Here is a 21,544-nt window from a genome sequence, read left to right as displayed (position 1 = left end):
TCATGGTCAGCAACAAGAAACTGAACCGGCGCGCGCACGACGTCGGTCGTTTGGCCATGAGGAAGCGTGATGGGCGCGTTGGCGCATCTGCGGATTGTCGAGATCGGAAGCGCTGCGGCGACGAGCTATTGCGCGCGGCTGTTCGCCGATTTCGGTGCGATGGTGCAGAAGATCGAACCGCCCACGGGTGATCCGCTTCGCCGCGCCGCGCCGTTGACGCCAAAAGGTCACAGTGCCTGGTTTGCGTTTCTTAATTTCAACAAGTCGAGCGTGGCGCTCGATTCCAGCAACGTCGACGCTTCATCGCGCCTGACCGAACTGATCGCGGCGTGCGACATTTTGCTCGATGGCCGCGACATCAATGTGGCGGATTGTCCGGCCTTCGATCTTGCGGCGATCAAGCAGCGCAACCCCGGCCTCATTCATCTCGACGTGAGCTGGTTCGGCCGTGAGGGGCCGTATGCAGAATTCGATGCGACGGACTCGACGATACGTGCACTGACCGGACTGGTAAAATTGGTCGGGCCGGTTGAGGGACCGCCGATGCATGCGCCGGACTTCCAGACGGGCATCTTCGCCGGCCTCTGGGGGTTCATCGCGGCGGCTTCCTCGGTGCTGGGCCGGATGCAGGACGGGCGGGGACGGTCGAACTCCCTGAGCATTTTCGAATCCAGTATCGCGGTGACCGAATACATCATGTTCGAATCGTTCGTACGCGGCGACATCATGCGGCGCATCGGCGTCAACCGTTTCTGGCCGACGTTCCCGGTCGGCATCTACGACACGAAGCAAGGCTGGCTCGGCGTTACCACGGTGACACCGGCGCAATGGCACGCCTTCTGCGACATGCTGGGGGTGCCGGAATTGCGCGACGACCCGGCGCTGTTCATGGGCGTCGATCGCCTGCAGCATATCGACTTGATCGAGGGCAAGATCATTCCGAGACTGAAACAGCGCACCGCGCAGGAGTGGTTTGCCGAGGGCATGCAGCGCAAGATTCCGATCGTGCCGGTGCCCGACATCAGCGACCTCATCGCCGACGAGGAGAAGAAGGCGCGTGGCGCGATCGTGCCGGTTATGATCGGCAACGAAACCGGCTTTACGGCAGGCTCGATGCATCGCTTGACCGGAACACCGCCACGCCGCGGCGGCGCGGTTCCCGATATCGGCGAGCAAATGCTCGGCTGCGCGCATGTCAGCGAGGCCGCGAAACGGGTGCCGGTGCCTGCAGAGCAGGGATCAGGCCGCCTGCCGCTGGAAGGCATCCGCGTGATCGATTTCTCGATGGGCTGGGCCGGGCCGATCTGCACGCGCACGCTGGCCGATCTCGGCGCCGACGTCATCAAGATCGAGGCCACGCAATATCCGGATTGGTGGCGCGGGGTGGACCGGCGGCCGGCCTATGTTCTCGAACAGATGTACGAGAAATCGGTGCGCTATTGCATCATGAACCGCAACAAGCGCGGCATCACGCTCGACCTGACTCGCCAGCAGGGCCTCAATCTCGCAAAACGACTGTTGGCGGATTCCGACGTCGTCGTCGACAATTACTCCGTCGAGGTATTGCCGAAGCTCGGGCTCGGCTATGAGGTGCTGAGCAAGCTCAATCCAAAGCTGGTCATGATGTCGATGTCGGCATTCGGTGCGGGCAGTGTGAACCGCGACTGCCGCGCCTATGGCTCGACGCTCGAACAAGGCTCGGGCCTGCCTAGCGTGGTCGGCGATCCCAGCGGTCCGCCTGTGATGAGCCACACCGCGTTCGGCGATGCGGTCGGCGGCTTGAACGGCTGCGCCGCGGTGCTCACCGCGCTGATCCATGCCAAACTCACCGGCAAGGGCCAGTTCATCGATCTGGCGCAGATCGAATGCATGATGCCGTTTGCGGCGCCCTGGATCGTGGCGCATTCGATCGACGGCAAGGAGCCGGTCAGATACGGCAACCGCCATCCGGACTTCGTGCCCCATGGCTGCTTTCCCTGCGCCGGCGCCGACAGCTGGATCGTGATCGCGGTTTCCAGTGATGCAATGTGGCCAGGGCTTGCGAAGCTGCTCGGCCGGGCCGATTGGGCCACTGACGCCTGGCTGAAGAGGGCGGCGGGACGGCGCGCCATCGAGCGTGAGATCGAGGCCGCTATCACCGCATGGACGTCAACGCGCGACCCCGAAGCGGCGATGAACGCATTGCAAGCCGCGGGCATCGCATCAGGCGTGGCGCGATTGCCGATCGAACTGTTGCAGGATCCGCAACTGCATGCGCGCGGCTTCATTCAGGAGGTCGACCGCGCCTTTATCGGAAAACATCCGCAACCCTCGATGCCGTTCCGTGAGGGCGCAAAGCCGTTTCCGATCCGAACGGCGCCGCCGACGCTCGGCGAACACAATCAGGAAATTCTCGGCGCGCTGCTCGGGCTTTCCGATGCCGAGATCGATCAGCTGGTCCGCGATGGCATCATCGGAACCGAGATGCTGATGGAGGAACAGCTTGTGAAGAAGCGGGCGGCGGGTTGATGGCAACGGCTCAGCCGGCACAGCGCGGATCGGAAGCGGTTGCGGGCGGCCCGCAGGCGCTGATGTCGGTGCGCGGCCTCGGCATCCGCTTCAAGACCTCGCTCGGTGTCTGGCAGGCGACCCGCAAGATCGATTTCGACATCGCCCCTGGCGAGCGCGTCGGCATTGTCGGCGAAAGCGGCTGCGGCAAGACCATCACCGGGCTGTCGATCCTGCGGTTGTTGCCGAACAATCTGGCCGGGCTCGACGGCTCGATCCATTTCGATGGCACCGATCTGGCGTCCTGCAGCACACGGGAGATGCGTGCGATCCGCGGTCGGCGCATCGCGATGATCTTTCAGGAGCCGATGAGCGCGCTCGATCCGGTATTCACGGTCGGCCATCAGATCGCCGAGACGCTACGCGTTCATACCAACGTCACCAGGGAAGAGGCGAGGGAGCGCACGCTCGAGATGCTGCGCCGAGTCGGCATCGCCTCGCCGGAGCGCCGCATCGACGATTATCCACACCAGCTTTCCGGTGGCATGCGCCAGCGCGTGATGATCGCAGCAAGCCTGATCTGCGGACCGCAGCTGCTGATCGCGGACGAGCCGACCACGGCGCTCGACGTCACCGTGCAGGCCCAGATCCTGGAATTGCTGCGCGACCTCAGCGAGACGTCGAATACCGCGCTGATGCTGATCACGCATGATCTCGGCGTCGTCGCCGAGACCTGCACGCGAATGATCACGATGTATGCGGGCGAGGTGATCGAGGACGCCGCTGTCGATGACGCGCTGGTGCGGCCGCTGCATCCCTACACGTCCGGCCTGCTGCGCTCGCTGCCGCATCTGAGCCCGCGGCACGGCAAGCTGCCGTCGATCCCGGGCCGGGTACCGTCGATCATGGACATGCCCAACGGCTGCCGCTTCAAGGCGCGCTGCGCGCATGCGGTCGCCGGCTGCGAGAAAGAGCAAGCGCTGCTCGATGCCGGCAACGGCCGCAAGGTGCGTTGCTGGCGTTTTCGCGAGCTCGAGCTGCCCGGCGCCTTGCAGCACGCAGCGACGTCGCCAATCGCGGCGATGGTGGCCAGCCCATGACGCCGCAGACCGCCGATAATGCCATCGTCTCGGTGCGCGATCTGCAGGTGGGCTTTCAAACCACCGATCGCCGCGCCGTCGTGAAGGCGGTGGACGGCGTGAGCTTCGACGTTCGCCGCGGCGAAACCTTCGGCATCATCGGCGAATCCGGATCGGGCAAGACCACGATCGGCCGCGCGCTGGTGTTTCTGCTGAAACCGAGCGGCGGCGCGATCCTGCATAATGGCGTCGATCCGCTGGCGATGCCGCGGCAACAGTTCCAGAACCATCGCCGCGACTACCAGATCATCTTCCAGGATCCGAATGCCGCGCTAAACCCGCGCATGACGATCCTCTCGTCGGTGCTGGAGCCGCTCGAACTGGCGCGCGCCGGATCGAAGGCCGAGCGGCTGCAGCGGGCGCATGAGGCGATGGATCGGGTCGGGTTGCCGCTGGACCTTGGCGAGCGCTATCCGCACCAGTTGTCCGGCGGCCAGAAGCAGCGCGTGGTGATCGCCCGGGCGCTCACGCTACGCCCGAAGATGATCGTTTGCGACGAGGTGGTGGCGGCGCTCGACATGTCGATCCGCGGCGACGTGCTCAATCTGTTCGCCGAACTGCAGCGCGACCTCGGTCTCACTTACGTCTTCATCACCCACGATCTCGCCGTGGTATCCCACATCAGTGAGCGCATCGCCGTGATGTATCTCGGCCGCTTTGTCGAATTGGGACCGACGGAGAAAGTCTCGGAACATCCGCTGCATCCCTATACCCGGGCGCTGCTGTCGGCCGAGCCACGGCCGCTGCCGTCGACCATGCGCGGCAACAATCGCATCGTCCTGCAGGGCGAAATCCCAAGCCCGATCGATCCGCCGTCGGGATGCCGCTTCCGCACCCGCTGCCAGTATGCGCAAGCCGTCTGCGCCGAAAAGACGCCGGACTGGCGCGAGCTGATGCCCGATCACTGGGTCGCCTGCCATTTCGCCGACCGCCCGAATTTTTCACCGAACTAACAAAAACCGCCGGAGGAATTGCCATGACACAGACGACGCGACGCGAGGTAATGGCGCTGATATCGGGCGCGCTGGCCGGTGCAACCCTCGGCGGCCCTGCATTTGCGCAAGGCGCGCCGAAGCGCGGCGGTATCCTGCGCATTTCGGCGCCGGCGAACCCATCAAGCCTTGACCCCGCGACCGGCGGCGCCGGTTCGGACCATGCCTTCCTGTTCACGATGTACGACACGCTGACCGAATGGGATTTCGAGACGCTCAAGCCCAAGCCCGGCCTCGCCGAGAGCTGGAGCTTTTCGGACCCGACCACCCTGGTGCTCAACATCCGCTCCGGCGTGACCTTCCACGACGGCACGCCGCTCGATGCCGAGGCCGTCAAGTTCAACCTGGAACGCAACAAAAGCGATCCGAAATCCAACATCAAGGCTGATCTTGCCGCGATGGAATCGGCTGCGGTAACCGGTCCGTTGCAGGTCACGTTGAAGCTGAGCACTCCCGACGCAGCATTGCCCGGCATTCTCTCCGACCGCGCCGGCATGATGGTGTCGCCGGCCGCGGTCAAGGCCAGTGCGGCCGGCAATGTCGCGCGCACGCCGGTGGGCGCCGGCGCCTATACTTTCGTCAGCTGGGCGGACGGCGAGAAGATCGTCATCAAGCGCAACGAGAAATACTGGAAGCCGAACCGTCCCTATCCAGATGGAATCGAGTTCTCGATCATTCCGGAATTGACGACCGGATCACGCTCGGTGACCGCCGGCCAGAACGATCTGATGTACCAGCTGCCGCCGCGGCAGAAGGCGATCGTGGAGCGCGCCAGCAACATCAAGATCTTCAACGGCCCGACGCTGTACGTCTTCCAGATCTTCCTGAACTGGGCAAAACCGCCGTTCGACAACATCAAGGTGCGTCAGGCCTTCAATTTTGCGATCGATCGCGAAACCTTCGTCAAGGCGGCGCTCGCAAGCCTTGCCGAGCCGGCTTACATGAACCTGCCGAAAGCGCATTGGGCGTACGACAAGTCGGTCGCGGGGCTTTATCCTTACGATCCCGACAAGGCGAAGAAGCTGCTCACTGAGGCCGGTTTCAAGGACGGCTTGCCGATCGAGCTGGTCGGTTATCCCGATCAGGATTCGGTGCAGCGCCAGGAAATCCTGATCGAGCAGTTCCGCAAAGCCGGCATGAATGTGCGGTTCCTGAATGCGCCGATCGCGGAAGCCTCTGCCGCGTTCTTCGGCGCCGAGAAGCGTGGCTCCGGCATTCTCGCGGCATGGACCGGGCGGCCCGATCCGAGCCTGACCTATTCGCTGATGTTCACCAAGGACGCCTATTACAATGGCGGCCGGGGCGCGGTTCCGCCGGAGCTCGAAGCCGCGATCAAGGAATCGCGCGCGTCGGAAGACATCGAGCTGCGGCGCAAGGCGTTCGCGACCGTGCAGCGGCTGGTGATGGAAAACGCTCTTGTGGCGCCGCTCGCGTTCCAGTTCGAACTGGTCGCCATGAACAAGAAAGTGCAGGGCTACAGGCCGAACCTGCTGGGCAAGCCGAAATACGACGACGTCTGGCTGGAGAGCTGACCGAATGGCGCGACGAAGTCCGACAAGGGTCATCGGCGGCCGCCTGCTGCAGGCGCTGCCCGTGATCCTGCTCGCGACCTTCATGGTGTTCGCGCTGCTCAAACTGGTGCCCGGCGACATCGCGGTGACGCTGGCCGGCGACAACGCCACCGACGCGCGCATTACCGAAATCCGGAAGATCTACGGCCTCGATCGGCCGTTCCTGGTGCAGTACGGCGCGTGGCTGGCGAATGTTGTGCAAGGCGATCTGTCGCAATCGCTGCTGACGGGCGAGAAGGTCGCGACCTCGATCTCGCGGGCCTTTCCCAATACGCTCTTGATCGTGGCGATCGCGCTGGTGCTGGCGCTGGTCACGGGAATTCCAATGGGGGTGATCGCCGCGATCAAGCCCGATGGCTGGGTCGACAAGACGGTGAGCATGATCGCCTCGCTCGGTGTCGCTATACCCGGCTTTTGGCTGGCGATGATTCTGGTCGCCGAAATTTCCCTCAAGCTGAACTGGCTGCCGGCGACCGGTGCGAAATCCTTCAGCGTTTCGCCCATCGAGGCGATCCGGCATGCGCTGCTGCCGGGCATTGCGATTGCCGCCTACGGCATGGCCGAGGTGGCGCGGCAGTTGCGGGGATCGCTGCTGGAAGTGCTGTCGTCGCAATATGTGCGCACCCTGCACGCCAAGGGCCTCTCGATGACGCGCATCCTGTGGCAGCACGGGCTGAAGAATGTCAGCGTCAATCTGTTCACGATCATCAGCATCCTGGTCAACCGCATGCTGGCGGCGACCGTCGTGATCGAAGCGGTATTTGCGATTCCCGGCCTCGGTAGCCTGATCGTGCGCGGCGCCATCCAGCGTGATTTTCCGATCGTGCAGGGCGTGGTCTTTACGATGGTGATCGTAGTCATTCTGGTGAACCTGATCGCGGACTTGCTGTGCGCGGCCGTTGATCCCCGGATCGAACAATGACGGACATGGCGCTCGAAACCCCCAAGCGACTGGTCCAGCCGAGCCGGCTGCGGCGGTTTTTCCGCTGGCTGGCGGGCGATCTGCGCGCCGCGCTGGCGATCCTGGTGCTGCTGGTGCTGGTGATTGTCGCGATCGGCGCGCCCTGGATCGCGCCCTATCTGCCGACCGCGCAGGACGCCAACAACATGCTGGCGGCGCCGGGCCCCGGGCATCTGCTCGGCACCGACGATCTCGGCCGCGACATCTTCAGCCGGCTGATCTACGGCGCGCCGGCAACTGTCTATGCCAGCCTGCTCGCGGTCAGCGTCGCGGTTGCGATCGGCCTGCCGGTCGGCCTCGCCGCCGGGTTCTTCGGCGGCTGGACCGACGACATCATCAGCCGTGTCATCGACACGTTCCTATCGTTCCCGGCGATCGTGCTGGCGATCGCCGTCACCGGCGCGCTCGGCATCGGCCTCACCAACGGCATGATCGCGGTCGGGATCGTGATGTTTCCGGCGCTGGCGCGAATCGTCCGGGCGCGGACGCTGATCGTGCGGCAGGAGCTCTACGTCGACGCCTCCAGGTGCTTTGGGGCGCCGGCCTGGCATATCCTGTGGAAACACGTGCTGCCGAACGCCCTACAGCCGGTGATCGTGCAGGTCACGCTCTTGCTGGCGGCAGCCCTGCTGGCGGAGGCCAGCCTCAGCTTCCTCGGGCTCGGCATCCAGCCGCCAAACCCGAGCTGGGGGGCGATGCTGGCCCGTGCCTACCAGTATATGGAAATCGCGCCGGAGCAGATGTATGCCCCGGGGCTTGCCATTCTGGTGGTCTCGTTGGCATTCAATGCGCTGGGAGAGTCCTTGCGTATCGTGCTCGATCCGACCATGAAGGATCGATAGGGCATGACCCGGAAAAGTGGGCACCGGTTTTCCGATAAGGTCATGCTCAAATGAAAAGTCTTTTGCGGAAGTTCTTATGCCTTTCAATAGACTCCTGATCGCCAACCGCGGCGAGATTGCCATTCGAATCGCGCGGGCTGCGGGCGAGACCGGCCTTGCCACCGTTGCGATCTATCCCGCCGATGACGCCCTGTCGCTGCACGTTCGCTCCGCCGACGTGGCGCATGAAATCCCGGGGCGGGGCGCGCGGGCCTATCTCGACATCGAAGCCGTCGTCGCCGCCGCCAAGGCCACCGGCTGCGACGCACTGCATCCCGGTTATGGCTTTCTCAGCGAAAATGCCCTGCTGGCCCGGCGTTGTGCGGAAGAGGGCATCACCTTCGTCGGCCCGTCGCCGGAGGCGCTGGATCTGTTCGGCGACAAGGCCAAGGCCAAGGCGCTGGCGAAAGAGACCGGCGTGCCCATCATAGAGGGTACCAGCGGCCCGACCTCGCTCGACCAGGCCAGGGACTTCTTCGCGTCGCTGGGGTCTGGCGCCGCCGTCATGATCAAGGCCATCGCCGGCGGCGGCGGGCGCGGCATGCGTATCGTGGACGATGCGGCAAAGCTGGAAGAGGCCTATGCGCGCTGCCAGTCCGAAGCCAAGGCGGCCTTCGGCAGCGACGGCGTCTATGTCGAGCGCCTGATCCGAAACGCCCGCCACATCGAAGTGCAGATCATCGGCGACCACCATGGCGCGATCAGCCATTTGTGGGAACGCGAATGCACGATCCAGCGCCGGAACCAGAAGCTGATCGAGGTGGCGCCAAGCCCGTCGCTGAGCAACAGTCTGCGCACGCGGATCATTGACGCCGCCCGGGAACTCGCGGGCGCCGCAAACTACGACAATCTCGGCACCTTCGAATTCCTTGTCGATGGCGATGCCAAAGGCGATGCGCAGGCCTTCGCCTTCATCGAGGCCAATCCGCGGCTGCAGGTCGAGCACACCGTGACCGAGGAGGTGCTCGGCGTCGATCTGGTGCAGGCGCAGCTCGCCGTCGCCGGCGGCGCCACGCTGGGCTCGCTCGGCCTCGCACAGGCCTACATCCCAAGACCGCGCGGCTACGCGATGCAGCTCCGCGTCAACATGGAGGTGATGGACGAGCACGGCGTCACCAAGCCGACCGGCGGCACGCTCTCCATGTTCGATCTGCCGGCCGGCCCCGGTGTCCGCGTCGATACGTTCGGCTATTCCGGCTACAGGACCAGCGCCGCCTTTGACTCGCTGCTCGCCAAGGTCATCGTGCACGCGACCGGCCCGAACTGGGCCGATGTGGTGCAGAAGGCCACCCGCACGTTGCGCGAATTCCGCATCGGCGGCGTCGCTACCAATATTCCGTTCCTCGGGGCGGTGCTGGCGCATCCGGATTTCGTCGCCAACCGGATCAATACCGGCTTTATCGATACCCATGTCGCTGCATTGGTGCACGCGGCGAACGATCTTTCGGCGCCCGAGCTGCTGGAGGCGGGCGCGGCCGTGTCGATTCCCGAGGCCCCCGAAGCCTCGGCCGGTCCGGCCGGCTCCGTCCCGGTACCGGCGCCGCTGCAGGGTACGATCGTTGCGATCGAGGTGCGGGAAGGCGATCTCGTCCGGCCCGGCCAGCAGATTGCGGTGCTCGAATCCATGAAGATGGAGCATCTGGTGACCGCGCCGCATGGCGGCAAGGTGACGAAGATTGCTGCCGACGCCGGCGTAACCCTGATGCAGGACGAAGCCATCCTGTTTCTCGAACCGGCCGAGATCGATGCCCACAATGTGGCGGAGGAAGAGGATGTCGATCTCGACCACATCCGCCCTGACCTCGCCGAACTGATCGCGCGTCACGCCATCACGCTGGACGAGAACCGGCCGGCCTCGGTCGAGCGCCGTCGCAAGACCAACCAGCGCACGGCGCGCGAAAACCTCGCGCAGCTCGTCGATGAAGGATCGTTCGTCGAATATGGCTCGCTGGCGATCGCGGCGCAGCGGCGGCGGCGCAAGGTCGACGACCTCATTCAGAACACGCCGGCTGACGGCCTGATCTCCGGCGTCGCCACCGTGAATGCGGAAAAATTCGGCGCGGAAGGCGCGCGCTGCATGGTGATCTCCTATGACTACACCGTGCTGGCGGGCACCCAGGGTCATATGAACCACAAGAAGATCGACCGCATGCTGGGGCTCGCCGAACAATGGCGGATGCCGCTGGTGTTTTATGCCGAGGGCGGCGGCGGCCGTCCCGGCGATACCGACCGGCTCGGCATGACCGGCCTCGACGGGCCGTCCTTTGTGCAATTTGCAAAACTGTCGGGGTTGGTGCCTGTCATCGGCGTCGTCTCCGGCTATTGCTTCGCCGGCAATGCCGCGATGCTCGGCTGCTGCGACGTGATCATTGCCACCAAAAATGCGTCGATCGGCATGGGCGGTCCGGCCATGATCGAGGGTGGCGGCCTTGGCGTCTATCACCCGGCCGAAGTCGGCCCGGTGTCGTTCCAGTCGCCGAACGGCGTCGTCGATATCCTCGTCGAGGACGAAACGGAGGCAACAACCGCCGCGCAAAAATATCTGTCCTATTTCCAGGGCGCCGTCGCCGACTGGAAGGCGCCGGACCAACGCTTGCTGCGGCGGGCGATCCCGGAAAATCGCCTGCGGGTCTATGACATCAGGACCGTGGTCGACCTTCTCGCCGACGAGGGATCGGTGCTGGAAATCCGCCGCGATTTTGGCGTAGGCATGATCACGGCGTTCATCCGCATCGAGGGAAAACCGTTTGGCTTGATCGCCAACAATCCAAAACACCTCGGCGGTGCGATCGATGCCGCGGCCGGCGACAAGGCCGCGCGCTTCCTGCAGCTCTGCGATGCCTTCGACATTCCGATTGTTTCGCTGTGCGATACGCCGGGCTTCATGGTCGGGCCCGAAGCCGAAAAGACCGCGATCGTGCGCCACGTGGCGCGGATGTTCGTGACCGGCGCCAGCCTCACGGTGCCGCTGTTCGGTGTCGTGCTGCGCAAGGGTTATGGCCTTGGCGCGCAAGCCATGATCGGCGGCGGCTTTCATGCCTCGTTCTTCACGGTGGCGTGGCCGACTGGCGAATTCGGCGGCATGGGCCTGGAAGGCTATGTCCGGCTCGGCTTCCGCAAGGAAATGGAAGCGATTGCCGACCCCGAGGAGCGCGAGAAATACTACAAGGCCAAGGTCGCCGAACTCTATGCCAACGGCAAGGCGGTCTCGATCGCTTCGGTGCTGGAGATCGACGAGGTCATCGATCCCGCTGATACCAGACATTGGATCATGTCGGGGCTGCGCTCGGTGCCGAAGCCGGAGCCGCGGAATGGACGGAAGCGGCCGTGTATTGATGCGTGGTGAGAGAGCCGAAAATCCGTCCACGTCGTCCCGGCCTTGAGCCGGGACCCATAACCCCGGTCATCTATTGTTGAGCCAAGGTGTCTGCCACATCTGCTATCGATAGATCACGCGGTATGGGTCCCGGCTCAAGGCCGGGACGACGTTAGAAGTCTACCCCAATCGCAACTCATCATACCCCTTCGCCGCGACCTCATCGCATCGCGCGCGATAGGCCGGGGCGCTGCCGCTGTAGCGGGCGATGATGCGGGTCTGCTTGCCTTCGACGTTGGAGTTGATGCCGGTCATCCAGGAATCGATCTCGTTGGACAACAGCCCGACGCCGAGCGCCTTGACGTGATCGGTCCATGACTGCACACCGGCGGTGGTCGCTTCCAGTCGTGTCAGTTTGTTGTCGTACGCAAAGCGCACCAGCCCGGTCACCCAATCGACGCTGTATTCGATGCTGCGCGGAATGTTGCCGAGCGCGGTGTGCGGCCCCATCAGCATCATCATGTTGGGGAATTCGTGGACCATGATGCCCAAGTAAGTCTGCGGCCCGTGCTTCCACTTCTCCTTCAGCCGCGCATCATTGACGCCGCGGAAGTCGATCTTGTCGAAGCTGCCGGTGAGCGCGTCGAACCCGGTCGCATAGATGATGATGTCGAACTCGAATTCCCTTGCGCTGGTCTTGATGCCCTTGGTTGTGATCCGCTCGATCGGCGTCTCCTTGATGTCGACCAGCTCGACATTGTCCTGGTTGTAGACCTCGAAGTAAAACGTCTCCAGCGGCAGCCGCCGCGTGCCGAATCCGTGGTTCTTCGGGATCAGTTTCTCGGCGACCTCGGGGTTTTTAACCCGCTGGCGGATTTTCCGCGCGACGAAATCGCTGATCGTCGCATTGGCTTTGCGGTCGATCAGGATGTCCTTGAAATTGCCTTGCCAGATGCCAAAACCACGCTCGCCGTAGAGCCGCTCGTAATTGGCTTCGCGCTCCTCGTCGGATACCTCGAAGGCGCCGCGCGTATCAGGCGTGTGAACGAAGCAGGCAAATGTCTCCTGGCAGCGGGCAAATATCTCGGGATAGCCGGCCTTGATTTTCTTCTGCGTCTCGGCGTCGATCTTGCCGTTGTGCAGCGGCGCTGCCCAATTCGCCGTTCGCTGGAACACCGTCAGATGTCCGACCTCTTTGGCGATGGTCTGGATGGTCTGGATGCCGGTTGCACCGGTGCCGATGACCGCGACGCGCTTGCCGGTAAAATCCACCGGCTCCTTGGGCCAGCGGGCGGTGTGGAACGATGCGCCCTTGAAATCGCCAAGACCTTCGATTCGCGGCAGCGTGGGCGTCGAGAGCGGCCCGATCGCCGTAATCAGGAAGCGGGCGTTGAAGCGGCTGCCGTCTTCCAGCGTAATCGTCCAGCTCCGGCTTTCTTCCTCGTAATGGGCGGCCTTGACGCGGCTTTCAAACTGGATGTCCCGGCGCAGATCGAACTTGTCAGCGACGTAGTTGCAGTAGCGCAATGTTTCCGGCTGGCCTGCAAAATGCTCGGACCAGTCCCACTCCTGCAGCAACTCCTTGGAGAAGGAATAGCCATAGGAATAACTCTCTGAATCGAAGCGGGCGCCGGGATAGCGATTCCAGTACCAGGTACCGCCGACATCGGTGCCCGCCTCGAATACGCGCACGCGCAAACCCAGTTCACGCAGCCGGTAGAGTTGGTACATGCCGGAAAGGCCGGCGCCGATGATGATGACGTCAAGATTCGGAATCGGCGTTGCTCCCAAGTATGCACTTTATGTATGTCCTTGGACCTAAAACTATCCGTTCTTGCGCCGGTGGACAAACCCCGCCTGGACGCGTGGCAGGGTTGCAGGTTTGCCGCCGGGCGGCCTCTCGCGCCTTTACTCCTGGCCATATCTGCCCCTATCGTCGGAGGCAGGAGCGCCCGGCAAGCGGCGACGGAAACAGGGGGACACGATGGTGCAGGCGCTGCGCAAGCTGGCCTCGATCGACGTCAGCGATCCCCATTTGTACCAGGACGACAATTGGCGGCCGCTGTTCGCGCAGCTGCGCCGCGACGATCCCGTGCATTATTGCGAGGCCTCGCCGTTCGGGCCGTATTGGTCGGTAACGCGCTACGACGATATTTTTACCGTCGAGCTCGACCACGAGAATTATTCGTCGAGTTCTGAACTCGGCGGTATCCAGATCACCGACCAGCCCCTCGGCCAGGAGTTTGCCAACTTCATCCGGATGGACCCGCCAGGCCATACTGCGCATCGCCGCACCGTTTCCCCCATCGTGGCGCCGTCGAACCTCGCCAACCTTGAGGCGCTGATCCGCAAGCGGACGTCGGAAGTGCTGGACGCATTGCCCCGCAACGAGCCATTCGACTGGGTCGAGCGGGTCTCGACCGATCTCACCAACATGATGCTGGCGACGTTGTTCGACTTTCCCTGGGCGGACCGCGAGAGGCTGACCTGGTGGTCCGATGTGGCGATCGCCAATGTCGAAGCGTCAGATGCGGTCGTGCATTCGGCGGAAGAACGTATCGCCGAACTCACCAAAATGGGTGAATATTTCCGAAGGTTGTGGGATGCCCGCGCGAATGCCGCGCCAACCTTCGATTTGATCTCGATGCTGGCGCATTCGGAAGCGACGCGTAATCTGCAGGCGCGCGAATTCATCGGGACGATCGCGCTTTTGATCGTCGGCGGCAACGATACCACGCGCAATTCCATGACCGGCGGGCTGATGGCACTGGTCGAAAACCCCGAGCAGTTCGAACTGGTGCGCAGCAGGCGCGAGTTGATTCCCAACCTCGTTTCCGAAACCATCCGCTTCCAGACGCCGGTGCTGCACATGCGGCGTACCGCGCGCAACGATGTCGAATTGGCCGGGCGCCGAATCGCAAAGGGTGACAAGGTCGTGATGTGGTACATATCCGGCAATCGCGACGAGGATAAGATCGATCGCGCCGACGAGTTCATCATCGATCGCGCCAAACCCCGGCAGCATCTCGCCTTCGGCGCCGGCATCCACCGCTGCGTCGGCGACCGGCTCGCCGAACAGCAAATCCGCATTCTCTGGGAGGAAGTGTTGGCAAGGGAGCTTCGTTTTGAGATGGTCGGTCCGCCGCAGCGGCTCTATTCGAATTTCATACGCGGCGTTCGTTCGCTACCGGTAAGGATTGTGAGTTAAGCCGTCATTGCGAGCGCAGCGACTTGTCCGCCGTAGCTCAACGAGCGAAGGCGGAAGCAATCCATCCTACCGCGCAAAAAGTATGGATTGCTATGCTGCGCTCGCTATGACGAAAGAGAGACCTTCAAGGAAATAGAATGAAGAACGATCCCGTTGACGTCCTGATCATTGGCGCCGGTGCTTCCGGTGCAGCCGTGGCCTGGAGCCTTGCCGATACCAAGATGCATATTCTCTGCCTCGACCAGGGCGGCTGGATGAATTCGTCGGAATATCCGAGCACCGGGCGTGACTGGGAAGCAAAATTCTACGGCGACTGGTCGACCAGCCCGAATATCCGTGGCCGGCCCGAGGACTACCCGATCAACGACGACAACTCGCCGATCAAGGTTGTGAACTTCAACGGCGTCGGTGGCTCGACGGTCATGTACACGGCGCATTGGCCGCGGCTGCATCCGTCGGATTTCAAGGTGAAGACACTCGACGGCGTCGCTGATGACTGGCCAATCGATTACGACACGCTGACGCCGTTCTTCGAAGAGAACGACCGGATGATGGGCGTCTCGGGCCTATCGGGCGACCCGCGTTCGCCGCTGACGCGCCCGCCGATGCCGCCGCAGCCGCTTGGGCTCTCCGGCCCGCTGATCGGCAAGGCCATGAACAAGCTTGGCTGGCACTGGTGGCCGTCGGACACCACGGTCGCGACGATGGACTATGAGGGCAGGGCGCGCTGCATCAATCTCGGCCATTGCACGCCGGCCTGCGCGCAAGGTGCCAAGGCTTCGACCGACATCACCTATTGGCCGCACGCGATCCGCGCCGGCGTCGAACTCAAGACCCATTGCCGGGTGCGCGAGATTCTGACCAACGAGCACGGCATGGCTTCGGGCGTCGTCTATTACGACAAGGATGGGGTCGAGCAGTTCCAGCCGGCCGAGGTCGTGATCATCGCCTGCAACGGTGTCGGCACACCGCGGCTGCTCTTGAACTCGGTCTCCGGCCGTTTTCCGAATGGCCTCGCCAATTCCTCCGGCTTGGTCGGCAAGAACCTGATGTTCCATCCCTATGCGCAAATCTACGGTTTCGTGAAGGAGCCGACTGACTCTAACCGCGCGCCGCCGACCTGCCTCTGGAGCAAGGAGTTTTACGACACCGATCTGTCGCGCGGCTTCGTCCGCGGCTACGGGATCCAGTTCGGCCGCGGCGCAGGGCCGGTGTTCGAAGCCGTCGCGAGCGAGCAGAAGGGCATTCTGCCATGGGGCGCGGATCACCACCGCGTCTTCCGCAGGCTCAATGGCCATCGGCTCGGGGTGTCAGCGATTTGCGAGGATCTGCCCGAGGAACACAACCGCGTCACGCTCGATCCCGTGCTGAAGGACAGCCACGGCATTCCCGCACCGAAGATCGACTACACGATCAGCGAAAACAGCCGGAAGATGATGGCGCACGGACTGGCGCGGGGTAGGGAGATCCTCGAAGCCGCGGGTGCCACGGACCTCTGTATCAACGACCCGATCCCATGGGGCGGCTGGCATCTGCTGGGTACGGCGCGGATGGGGACCGATCCGGCGCGCTCCGTCGTCAACGAATGGGGCCGGTCGCATGATGTGAAGAATCTCTTCATCGTCGACGGCAGTGTGTTCGTGACGTCAGGTGGCGTGAACCCGACCTCGACGATCCAGGCGATCGCGCTCTACGTCGCCGACCAGATGAAACAACGTCTAGCCAATCTCTTCGACTGAGGCCGCCATGTCCGTGTCAAATGAACTGACCTCAGCCCAGCGCGACGATCTCCGCATCGTCGCTGCGATGATCGTCCCCGCCAGCGACGAGTACAAGGTGCCCGGCGCAGACGACCCTGCGATCCAGGCCGACATGCTGGCGACGCTCGGGCGCGACACCGCACTGGTAGCACAGGCGCTCGATCACCTAGCGCAGCTTGCCGACAAGCCGCTCGCCGACCTCGATCCGGTGCGTCGCGATGCGGTGGCGCAGGAGTTCCGCGCATCGGGTGGTGCTGCGGCAGCAACCCTCGTTCGCGTCGTGCTGCAATGCTACTACCGCGACGATCGTGTGCTGCGATCGCTCGGGCTGGAGCTCCGCGCGCCGTTCCCGCAAGGTTACACGCTGGAACAAGGCGACTGGTCGCTTCTCGATCCGGTCAAGGCGAAGCCGCCGCATCTGCGGCGGGCCACGTAAGCCTCAGGGCAGGTTTACGCGGAGGTTGAGGCTCTTGCGGCGAGGTAATCCCGTAACCATCTGATCGGCGAAGGAATTCGCCATGTTGGATTTTAGCCCAGATAACGCCGATGACGGATCGTCATCGCGCGCGACCGAACACGCCCCCGCCAACGACCAGGCGCTGCTGGACGCCTATTCCAACGCCGTGATCGGCGTGACCGAACGCGTCGGCCCTGCCGTCGTGCGCGTCGAAACCGGCCCCAAGGTGCGCACCGCGCGGGAGCGCGGCGGGCTTGGCTCGGGCATCGTCATCTCGCCCGATGGTTTCGTGCTGACCAACAGCCATGTGGTCGGGGCGTCGAAAGAAATCCGGTTGCGGGATACCGAAGGTTTTGTCACCGACGCGCACGTGCTTGGCGTTGATCCCGACACCGATCTCGCCTTGCTGCGCGCCGACGGCGCGCGCGATCTGCCCTATGCCTCGCTCGGCAATTCCAAGAGCCTGCGCCGCGGCCAGCTGGTGGTCGCGATCGGCAATCCACTTGGATTTGAGTCGACCGTGACCGCCGGCGTGGTGTCGGCGCTGGGCCGTTCGATCCGCTCGGTGAGCGGGCGGACCATCGAGGACGTGATCCAGACCGACGCTGCGCTCAATCCCGGCAATTCCGGCGGGCCGCTGGTGTCGTCGGCAGCGGAAGTGATCGGGATCAACACCGCGATCATTCAGGGCGCGCAAGGTATCTGCTTTGCGGTCGCCAGCAACACCGCGCAGTTCGTGCTGTCGGAGATCATCCGCCACGGCTATGTGCGCCGCGCCTATATCGGTGTGTCCGGCCAGACCGCCCCGATCCCGCGGCGACATGCAGTGGTGGCCGGTGTCGACAACACAATGGGCGCGCTCTTGGCGCAGATCGAGGCTGACAGCCCTGCGGCGCAGGCCGGCCTGTTGCCGGGAGATGTCTTGATAAAACTGGATGGCGTCGAGATCAACGGCGTCGACGACCTGATCCGCGCACTCGACCGCGACCGCATCGATCGCAAGCTGGAAATGGACGTGCTCCGCATGGGAAGGTTGCGGGCGGTGGATATTCATCCGGTGGAGCGGAAGAGGGCGGCAAGGCAGTAATTATTGTATCAGCGGGGGCCGCTCTTCCCCTCTCCCCTTGTGGGAGAGGGTGGCTTCGCGAAGCGAAGACGGGTGAGGGGTTCTCTCCTCACGGCAAGATGAGCGATGTGGATAGAACCCCTCATCCGGCGCGCCTTGCGCGCCACCTTCTCCCACAAGGGGAGAAGGAAGAAGAGACACCCATGTTCGCGCCGTTACCCCCGCAACGCCGCCAGCAATTCATCCGGCGCTTCGGCCATCATCATGTGGCCGGCGCCTGATAGCACCACGACGCGCGCGTTCGGCGTTGCCGCTGCCAGCGTCTTGCCGGCTTTTGCCGGGGTCATCATATCGCGTTCGCCGAGAATGAATGTCGCTGGCACCTTGACCGCCGCTGCGGCAGCGAGCGCGCCCTCGTAGGAATTGCAGGCGTTGAGATCGTTGTACAGCACGCCCGGACGGGTCTGCTGCAGCACCCGCTGCGCGCCCTGATGCATCCATAGTCCCGGCGCGAGGCTGCCGCCGAGTTCGGCCTTGAAGCCGAGACCCCAGATCGAGACCATGTCGATCGCATCGGGATTGTTGAACTCCGCGGCCTTGAGCAGGTCGGGGCCGACGGTCATCGTGGCCGCGGTTCCGATCAGGCTGAGCCCTGAGACCTTGTCCGGATGACGCGCCGAGGTTTCCAGCGCGATCAGCGATCCCATGGAATGTCCGACCAGTTTTGCCTTGGGCGCGCCGGCCGCATCCAGCAGTGCCGCGGTCCAGTCGGCCATGTCCGATATCGTCGGCAAGGCGTTGCCGGCCGAACGGCCATGGCCCGGCAGATCCGGCGCCAGCACGGCATAGCCGTGATGGGCGAACCAGCGGCTGTGCAGCGCCCAGGTCGAATGATCAAAACCCGCGCCGTGCAGCATCACGACAGCGGGCAGGGATGGATCGAACGGACGCCCACCGGTCGCAACAAAAATATCGGACCCTTTAACTGACAGTTGCATGGCTCACACCTTCTGCGATGCGCGAAGCGCCTGGCCGAGATCGTCGATGATGTCAGCCACAGCTTCAATCCCGACGGATAGCCGCACCAGTTCCTCGCCGACGCCGGCGGCCTTGAGTTGCGCCGCGTCCATCTGCTGATGCGTCGTACTGGCGGGATGGATCACCAGCGTCTTGGCGTCACCGACATTGGCGAGGTGGCTGACCATGCGCAGCGTCTCGATGAATTTCTTGCCCGCGGGACGGCCGCCCTTGATGCCGAAGCTGACGATCGAGCCGGCGCCCCTCGGCAGCAGCCGCAAGGCCAATTGATGGTCGGGATGATTTTCCAGCGCGGGATGCAGCACCCACTCGACCGCCTTGTTGCCTTTGAGGAATTCCAGTACCGCGAGCGTATTGCTCATATGGCGTTCCATGCGAACACCCAGCGTTTCCACGCCCTGCAGCAGCTGGAACGCATTGGTCGGCGACAGGCACGCGCCGAAGTCGCGCAGGCCTTCGGTGCGGGCGCGCATGATGAAGGCGGCCTGGCCGAATTGCTCGTCGAAGACGATGCCGTGATAGCCGGCATACGGCTCGGTCAGGACAGGGAATTTGCCGGAATCGTGCCAGTCAAAATGCCCGCCATCGACGATGACGCCCCCGATCGCGATGCCGTGGCCGCCGATCCATTTGGTCGCCGAGTTCATCACGATGTCGGCGCCGAGCTCGATCGGCCGGCTGAGGAACGGCGTGGCGAAGGTGTTGTCGATCAGCAGCGGGATCTTGGCGTCATGGGCGATTTCCGCGACCGCCGGAATATCCAGCACCTCAAGGCCGGGATTGCCGATGGTCTCGCCGATGACAAGCCTTGTGTTCGGCTTGATCGCGTCGCGGAACTCGTCGAGCGCGCGCGGTTTCACGAATGTCGTCGTGATGCCGAAGCGCGGCAGCGTGTGCGCCAGCAAATTGATGGTGCCGCCATAGAGCGAAGAGGAGGCGACGATATGGTCGCCGGCATTGAGTAGGGTGGCGATCGCCAGATGCAGCGCCGCCATGCCGCTCGCGGTGCAGATCGCGCCGACACCGGCTTCCAGCGCCGCAAGCCGCTCTTCGAGCACTGCGGTCGTCGGATTGGAAATCCGCGTATAGATATGCCCGGCGCGTTCGAGGTTGAACAGCGCGGCGGCGTGGTCGGAATCCTGGAACACGTAGGACGTGGTCTGGTAGATCGGCACCGCGCGGGCGCCGGTGACGGGGTCCGGGCGCTGGCCGGCATGCAGGCTCAGGGTTTCAAAGGCAGGCGGCTTGGGTGCGGGCATGCGGGCCTCGTCAGATCGTTGGGTGGCCAGGGATTGCGTGTTGCGTGTTGCCGGTTCAGACGTGCACGGCGGCGCGGACGCGGCCGGCATTTCCGAATACGCGTATGTATCGCTCGACCTCGGAGGGCGAGCCTGTCGCCTTTTCCGGATTGTCCGACAGTTTGACGGCCGGCCGTCCATCGACCGACGTCACCTTGCACACGATCGAGATAGGATCGAGATCGGCCGATCCGTCCGGCGCGCAGCCGACGAAATCATTGGTGAGGTTGGTACCCCAACCGAAGCTGACGCGGACCCGCCCGGTAAAATGCCGATAGGTCTCTTCGATCGAGCCGACGTCCATGCCGTCGGAGAACACCAGCAGCTTCTCCCGGGGATCACGGCCCTTCTGCTTCCACCACTTGATAATGTCTTCGCCGGCCGCGATCGGCGGCGCGCTGTCGGGTCGAAAGCCGGTCCAGTCGGCGACCCAGTCCGGCGCATCGCGCAGGAACGGCTTGGTGCCGAAGGCGTCGGGCAGGGCGATCAACAAATTGCCGCCATAGGTATGGCGCCATTGATCGAGGATGCGATAGGGCGCCCAGCGCAATTCGGTATCGTCATTCGCAAGCGCCGCCGCGACCATCGGCAATTCATGCGCATTGGTGCCGATCGCTTCGAGATCATTGTCCATCGCGAGCAGCACGTTGGAGGTGCCGGTGAACGATGAGCCGAGGCCTTCCTTGACCGCCTCGACGCACCAGCGTTGCCACAGAAAACCGTGACGGCGGCGGGTACCGAAGTCGGACAGCCGCAAGCCTTCCAATTTGCGCAGCCGCTCGACCTTGGTCCAGAGTTTTGCCTTGGCGCGGGCATAGAGCACGTCGAGCGCAAATCGCCCCTGTCCCTTCAGCGCCTGGCGCGAGCGCAGTTCGTTCAGGATCGCGAGCGCCGGGATTTCCCACATCGTGGTGTGGGTCCACGGCCCGTGGAAATGCAGTTCATACTGGCCGTCCACCTTGCGCAGCTCGTATTCGGGCAGGCGGAAATTGGCGAGCCAGTTGATGAAGTCGGGCGAGAACATCTGGGTCTTGCCGTAGAACGTATTACCGGCGAGCCAGATCAGTTCCTTCTTGGTGAAGCGGATGGAGCGGGCGTGGTCGAGCTGGGCGCGCAACTCGCCCTCATCGATGATCTCGGCCAGCCGCACATGCTTGCTGCGGTTGATCACCGAAAACGTCACCTGCTGATCCGGGTAGAATTCCCGAATCATCTGCAGCATCAGCAGCTTGTAAAAGTCGGTATCCAGCAGGCTGCGAACGATCGGATCGAGCCGCCAGCCGTGGTTGTAGGTCCGGGATGCAATATCTGTGACTGCCATGCCGGAACTCTATCGCGCCCGCGGCGGCCCAACCAGTGGCTTTTGGCGG

At 63.6% G+C, this 21,544-nt stretch carries 15 protein-coding genes; 11 read left to right on the top strand and 4 right to left on the bottom strand.

Annotated features, from left to right (window positions below; genetic code table 11):
* Nucleotides 1-69 precede the first annotated feature (69 nt).
* The 7 genes from JQ558_RS15575 to JQ558_RS15545 all read left to right on the top strand — a co-directional run bounded on the left by JQ558_RS15575 (nt 70) and on the right by JQ558_RS15545 (nt 11,377).
* A complete protein-coding gene (locus JQ558_RS15575; RefSeq protein WP_212294123.1) occupies nt 70-2,508 on the top strand; it encodes a CaiB/BaiF CoA-transferase family protein in 2,439 nt (812 codons plus the stop codon).
* A complete protein-coding gene (locus JQ558_RS15570) occupies nt 2,508-3,587 on the top strand; it encodes an ABC transporter ATP-binding protein (RefSeq protein WP_212208524.1) in 1,080 nt (359 codons plus the stop codon). Before JQ558_RS15575 ends, JQ558_RS15570 begins: the two co-directional genes overlap by 1 nt.
* The gene (locus JQ558_RS15565) at nt 3,584-4,579 is read left to right on the top strand and encodes an ABC transporter ATP-binding protein (protein ID WP_212294122.1); all 996 of its coding nucleotides are present in this window, start codon (nt 3,584-3,586) and stop codon (nt 4,577-4,579) included. Before JQ558_RS15570 ends, JQ558_RS15565 begins: the two co-directional genes overlap by 4 nt.
* A gap of 23 nt (nt 4,580-4,602) precedes the next feature.
* Nucleotides 4,603-6,150, top strand: a complete 1,548-nt coding sequence (locus tag JQ558_RS15560) for an ABC transporter substrate-binding protein (protein WP_212294121.1) — start codon at nt 4,603-4,605, stop codon at nt 6,148-6,150.
* A 4-nt stretch (nt 6,151-6,154) separates the two neighbouring features.
* Nucleotides 6,155-7,111, top strand: a complete 957-nt coding sequence (locus JQ558_RS15555) for an ABC transporter permease (protein ID WP_192734894.1) — start codon at nt 6,155-6,157, stop codon at nt 7,109-7,111.
* Nucleotides 7,108-7,992 carry an ABC transporter permease gene (locus JQ558_RS15550; protein WP_212275492.1) on the top strand — a complete coding sequence of 295 codons (885 nt, stop codon included), beginning with the start codon at nt 7,108-7,110 and terminating at the stop codon, nt 7,990-7,992. Before JQ558_RS15555 ends, JQ558_RS15550 begins: the two co-directional genes overlap by 4 nt.
* Nucleotides 7,993-8,068: 76 nt before the next feature.
* Nucleotides 8,069-11,377: a carboxyl transferase domain-containing protein gene (locus JQ558_RS15545; RefSeq protein WP_212294120.1), complete on the top strand. Its 3,309-nt coding sequence runs from the start codon at nt 8,069-8,071 to the stop codon at nt 11,375-11,377.
* A 150-nt stretch (nt 11,378-11,527) separates the two neighbouring features.
* On the opposite strand, the gene JQ558_RS15540 is transcribed toward JQ558_RS15545, so the two are convergent.
* Nucleotides 11,528-13,138, bottom strand: a complete 1,611-nt coding sequence (locus JQ558_RS15540; protein WP_249142477.1) for an NAD(P)/FAD-dependent oxidoreductase — start codon at nt 13,136-13,138, stop codon at nt 11,528-11,530.
* Between the two features lie 193 nt (nt 13,139-13,331).
* Here JQ558_RS15540 and JQ558_RS15535 point away from each other — a divergent pair, with 193 nt between their 5' ends.
* The 4 genes from JQ558_RS15535 (at nt 13,332) to JQ558_RS15520 (ending at nt 17,859) form a co-directional block, all read left to right on the top strand.
* Complete coding sequence (locus tag JQ558_RS15535) at nt 13,332-14,555, top strand: cytochrome P450 (RefSeq protein ID WP_212294119.1); 1,224 nt, start codon at nt 13,332-13,334, stop codon at nt 14,553-14,555.
* A 137-nt stretch (nt 14,556-14,692) separates the two neighbouring features.
* Entirely contained in the window at nt 14,693-16,294 is a 1,602-nt protein-coding gene (locus JQ558_RS15530) for a GMC family oxidoreductase (RefSeq protein ID WP_212275495.1), read from the top strand.
* A gap of 7 nt (nt 16,295-16,301) precedes the next feature.
* Complete coding sequence (locus JQ558_RS15525; protein WP_212208516.1) at nt 16,302-16,751, top strand: hypothetical protein; 450 nt, start codon at nt 16,302-16,304, stop codon at nt 16,749-16,751.
* 82 nt (nt 16,752-16,833) lie between these two features.
* Entirely contained in the window at nt 16,834-17,859 is a 1,026-nt protein-coding gene (locus tag JQ558_RS15520; RefSeq protein ID WP_212294118.1) for a S1C family serine protease, read from the top strand.
* 194 nt (nt 17,860-18,053) lie between these two features.
* Here the strand turns inward: JQ558_RS15520 and JQ558_RS15515 are convergent, their stop codons facing one another.
* From JQ558_RS15515 to pncB, 3 genes are read right to left on the bottom strand one after another with little or no spacing between them, the layout of a single operon-like run.
* Nucleotides 18,054-18,836, bottom strand: a complete 783-nt coding sequence (locus JQ558_RS15515) for an alpha/beta fold hydrolase (protein WP_212294117.1) — start codon at nt 18,834-18,836, stop codon at nt 18,054-18,056.
* Nucleotides 18,837-18,839: 3 nt separating this feature from the next.
* A complete protein-coding gene (locus tag JQ558_RS15510) occupies nt 18,840-20,135 on the bottom strand; it encodes an O-acetylhomoserine aminocarboxypropyltransferase (protein ID WP_212294116.1) in 1,296 nt (431 codons plus the stop codon).
* Nucleotides 20,136-20,190: 55 nt separating this feature from the next.
* The gene (pncB, locus tag JQ558_RS15505) at nt 20,191-21,495 is read right to left on the bottom strand and encodes a nicotinate phosphoribosyltransferase (RefSeq protein WP_192734885.1); all 1,305 of its coding nucleotides are present in this window, start codon (nt 21,493-21,495) and stop codon (nt 20,191-20,193) included.
* Nucleotides 21,496-21,544: the final 49 nt, after the last annotated feature.

The sequence above is a fragment of the Bradyrhizobium sp. AUGA SZCCT0160 genome (assembly GCF_018130105.1).
In the GTDB taxonomy this organism is placed as follows: Bacteria; Pseudomonadota; Alphaproteobacteria; order Rhizobiales; family Xanthobacteraceae; genus Bradyrhizobium.
This window is presented reverse-complemented; position numbering and strand designations above follow the sequence as displayed.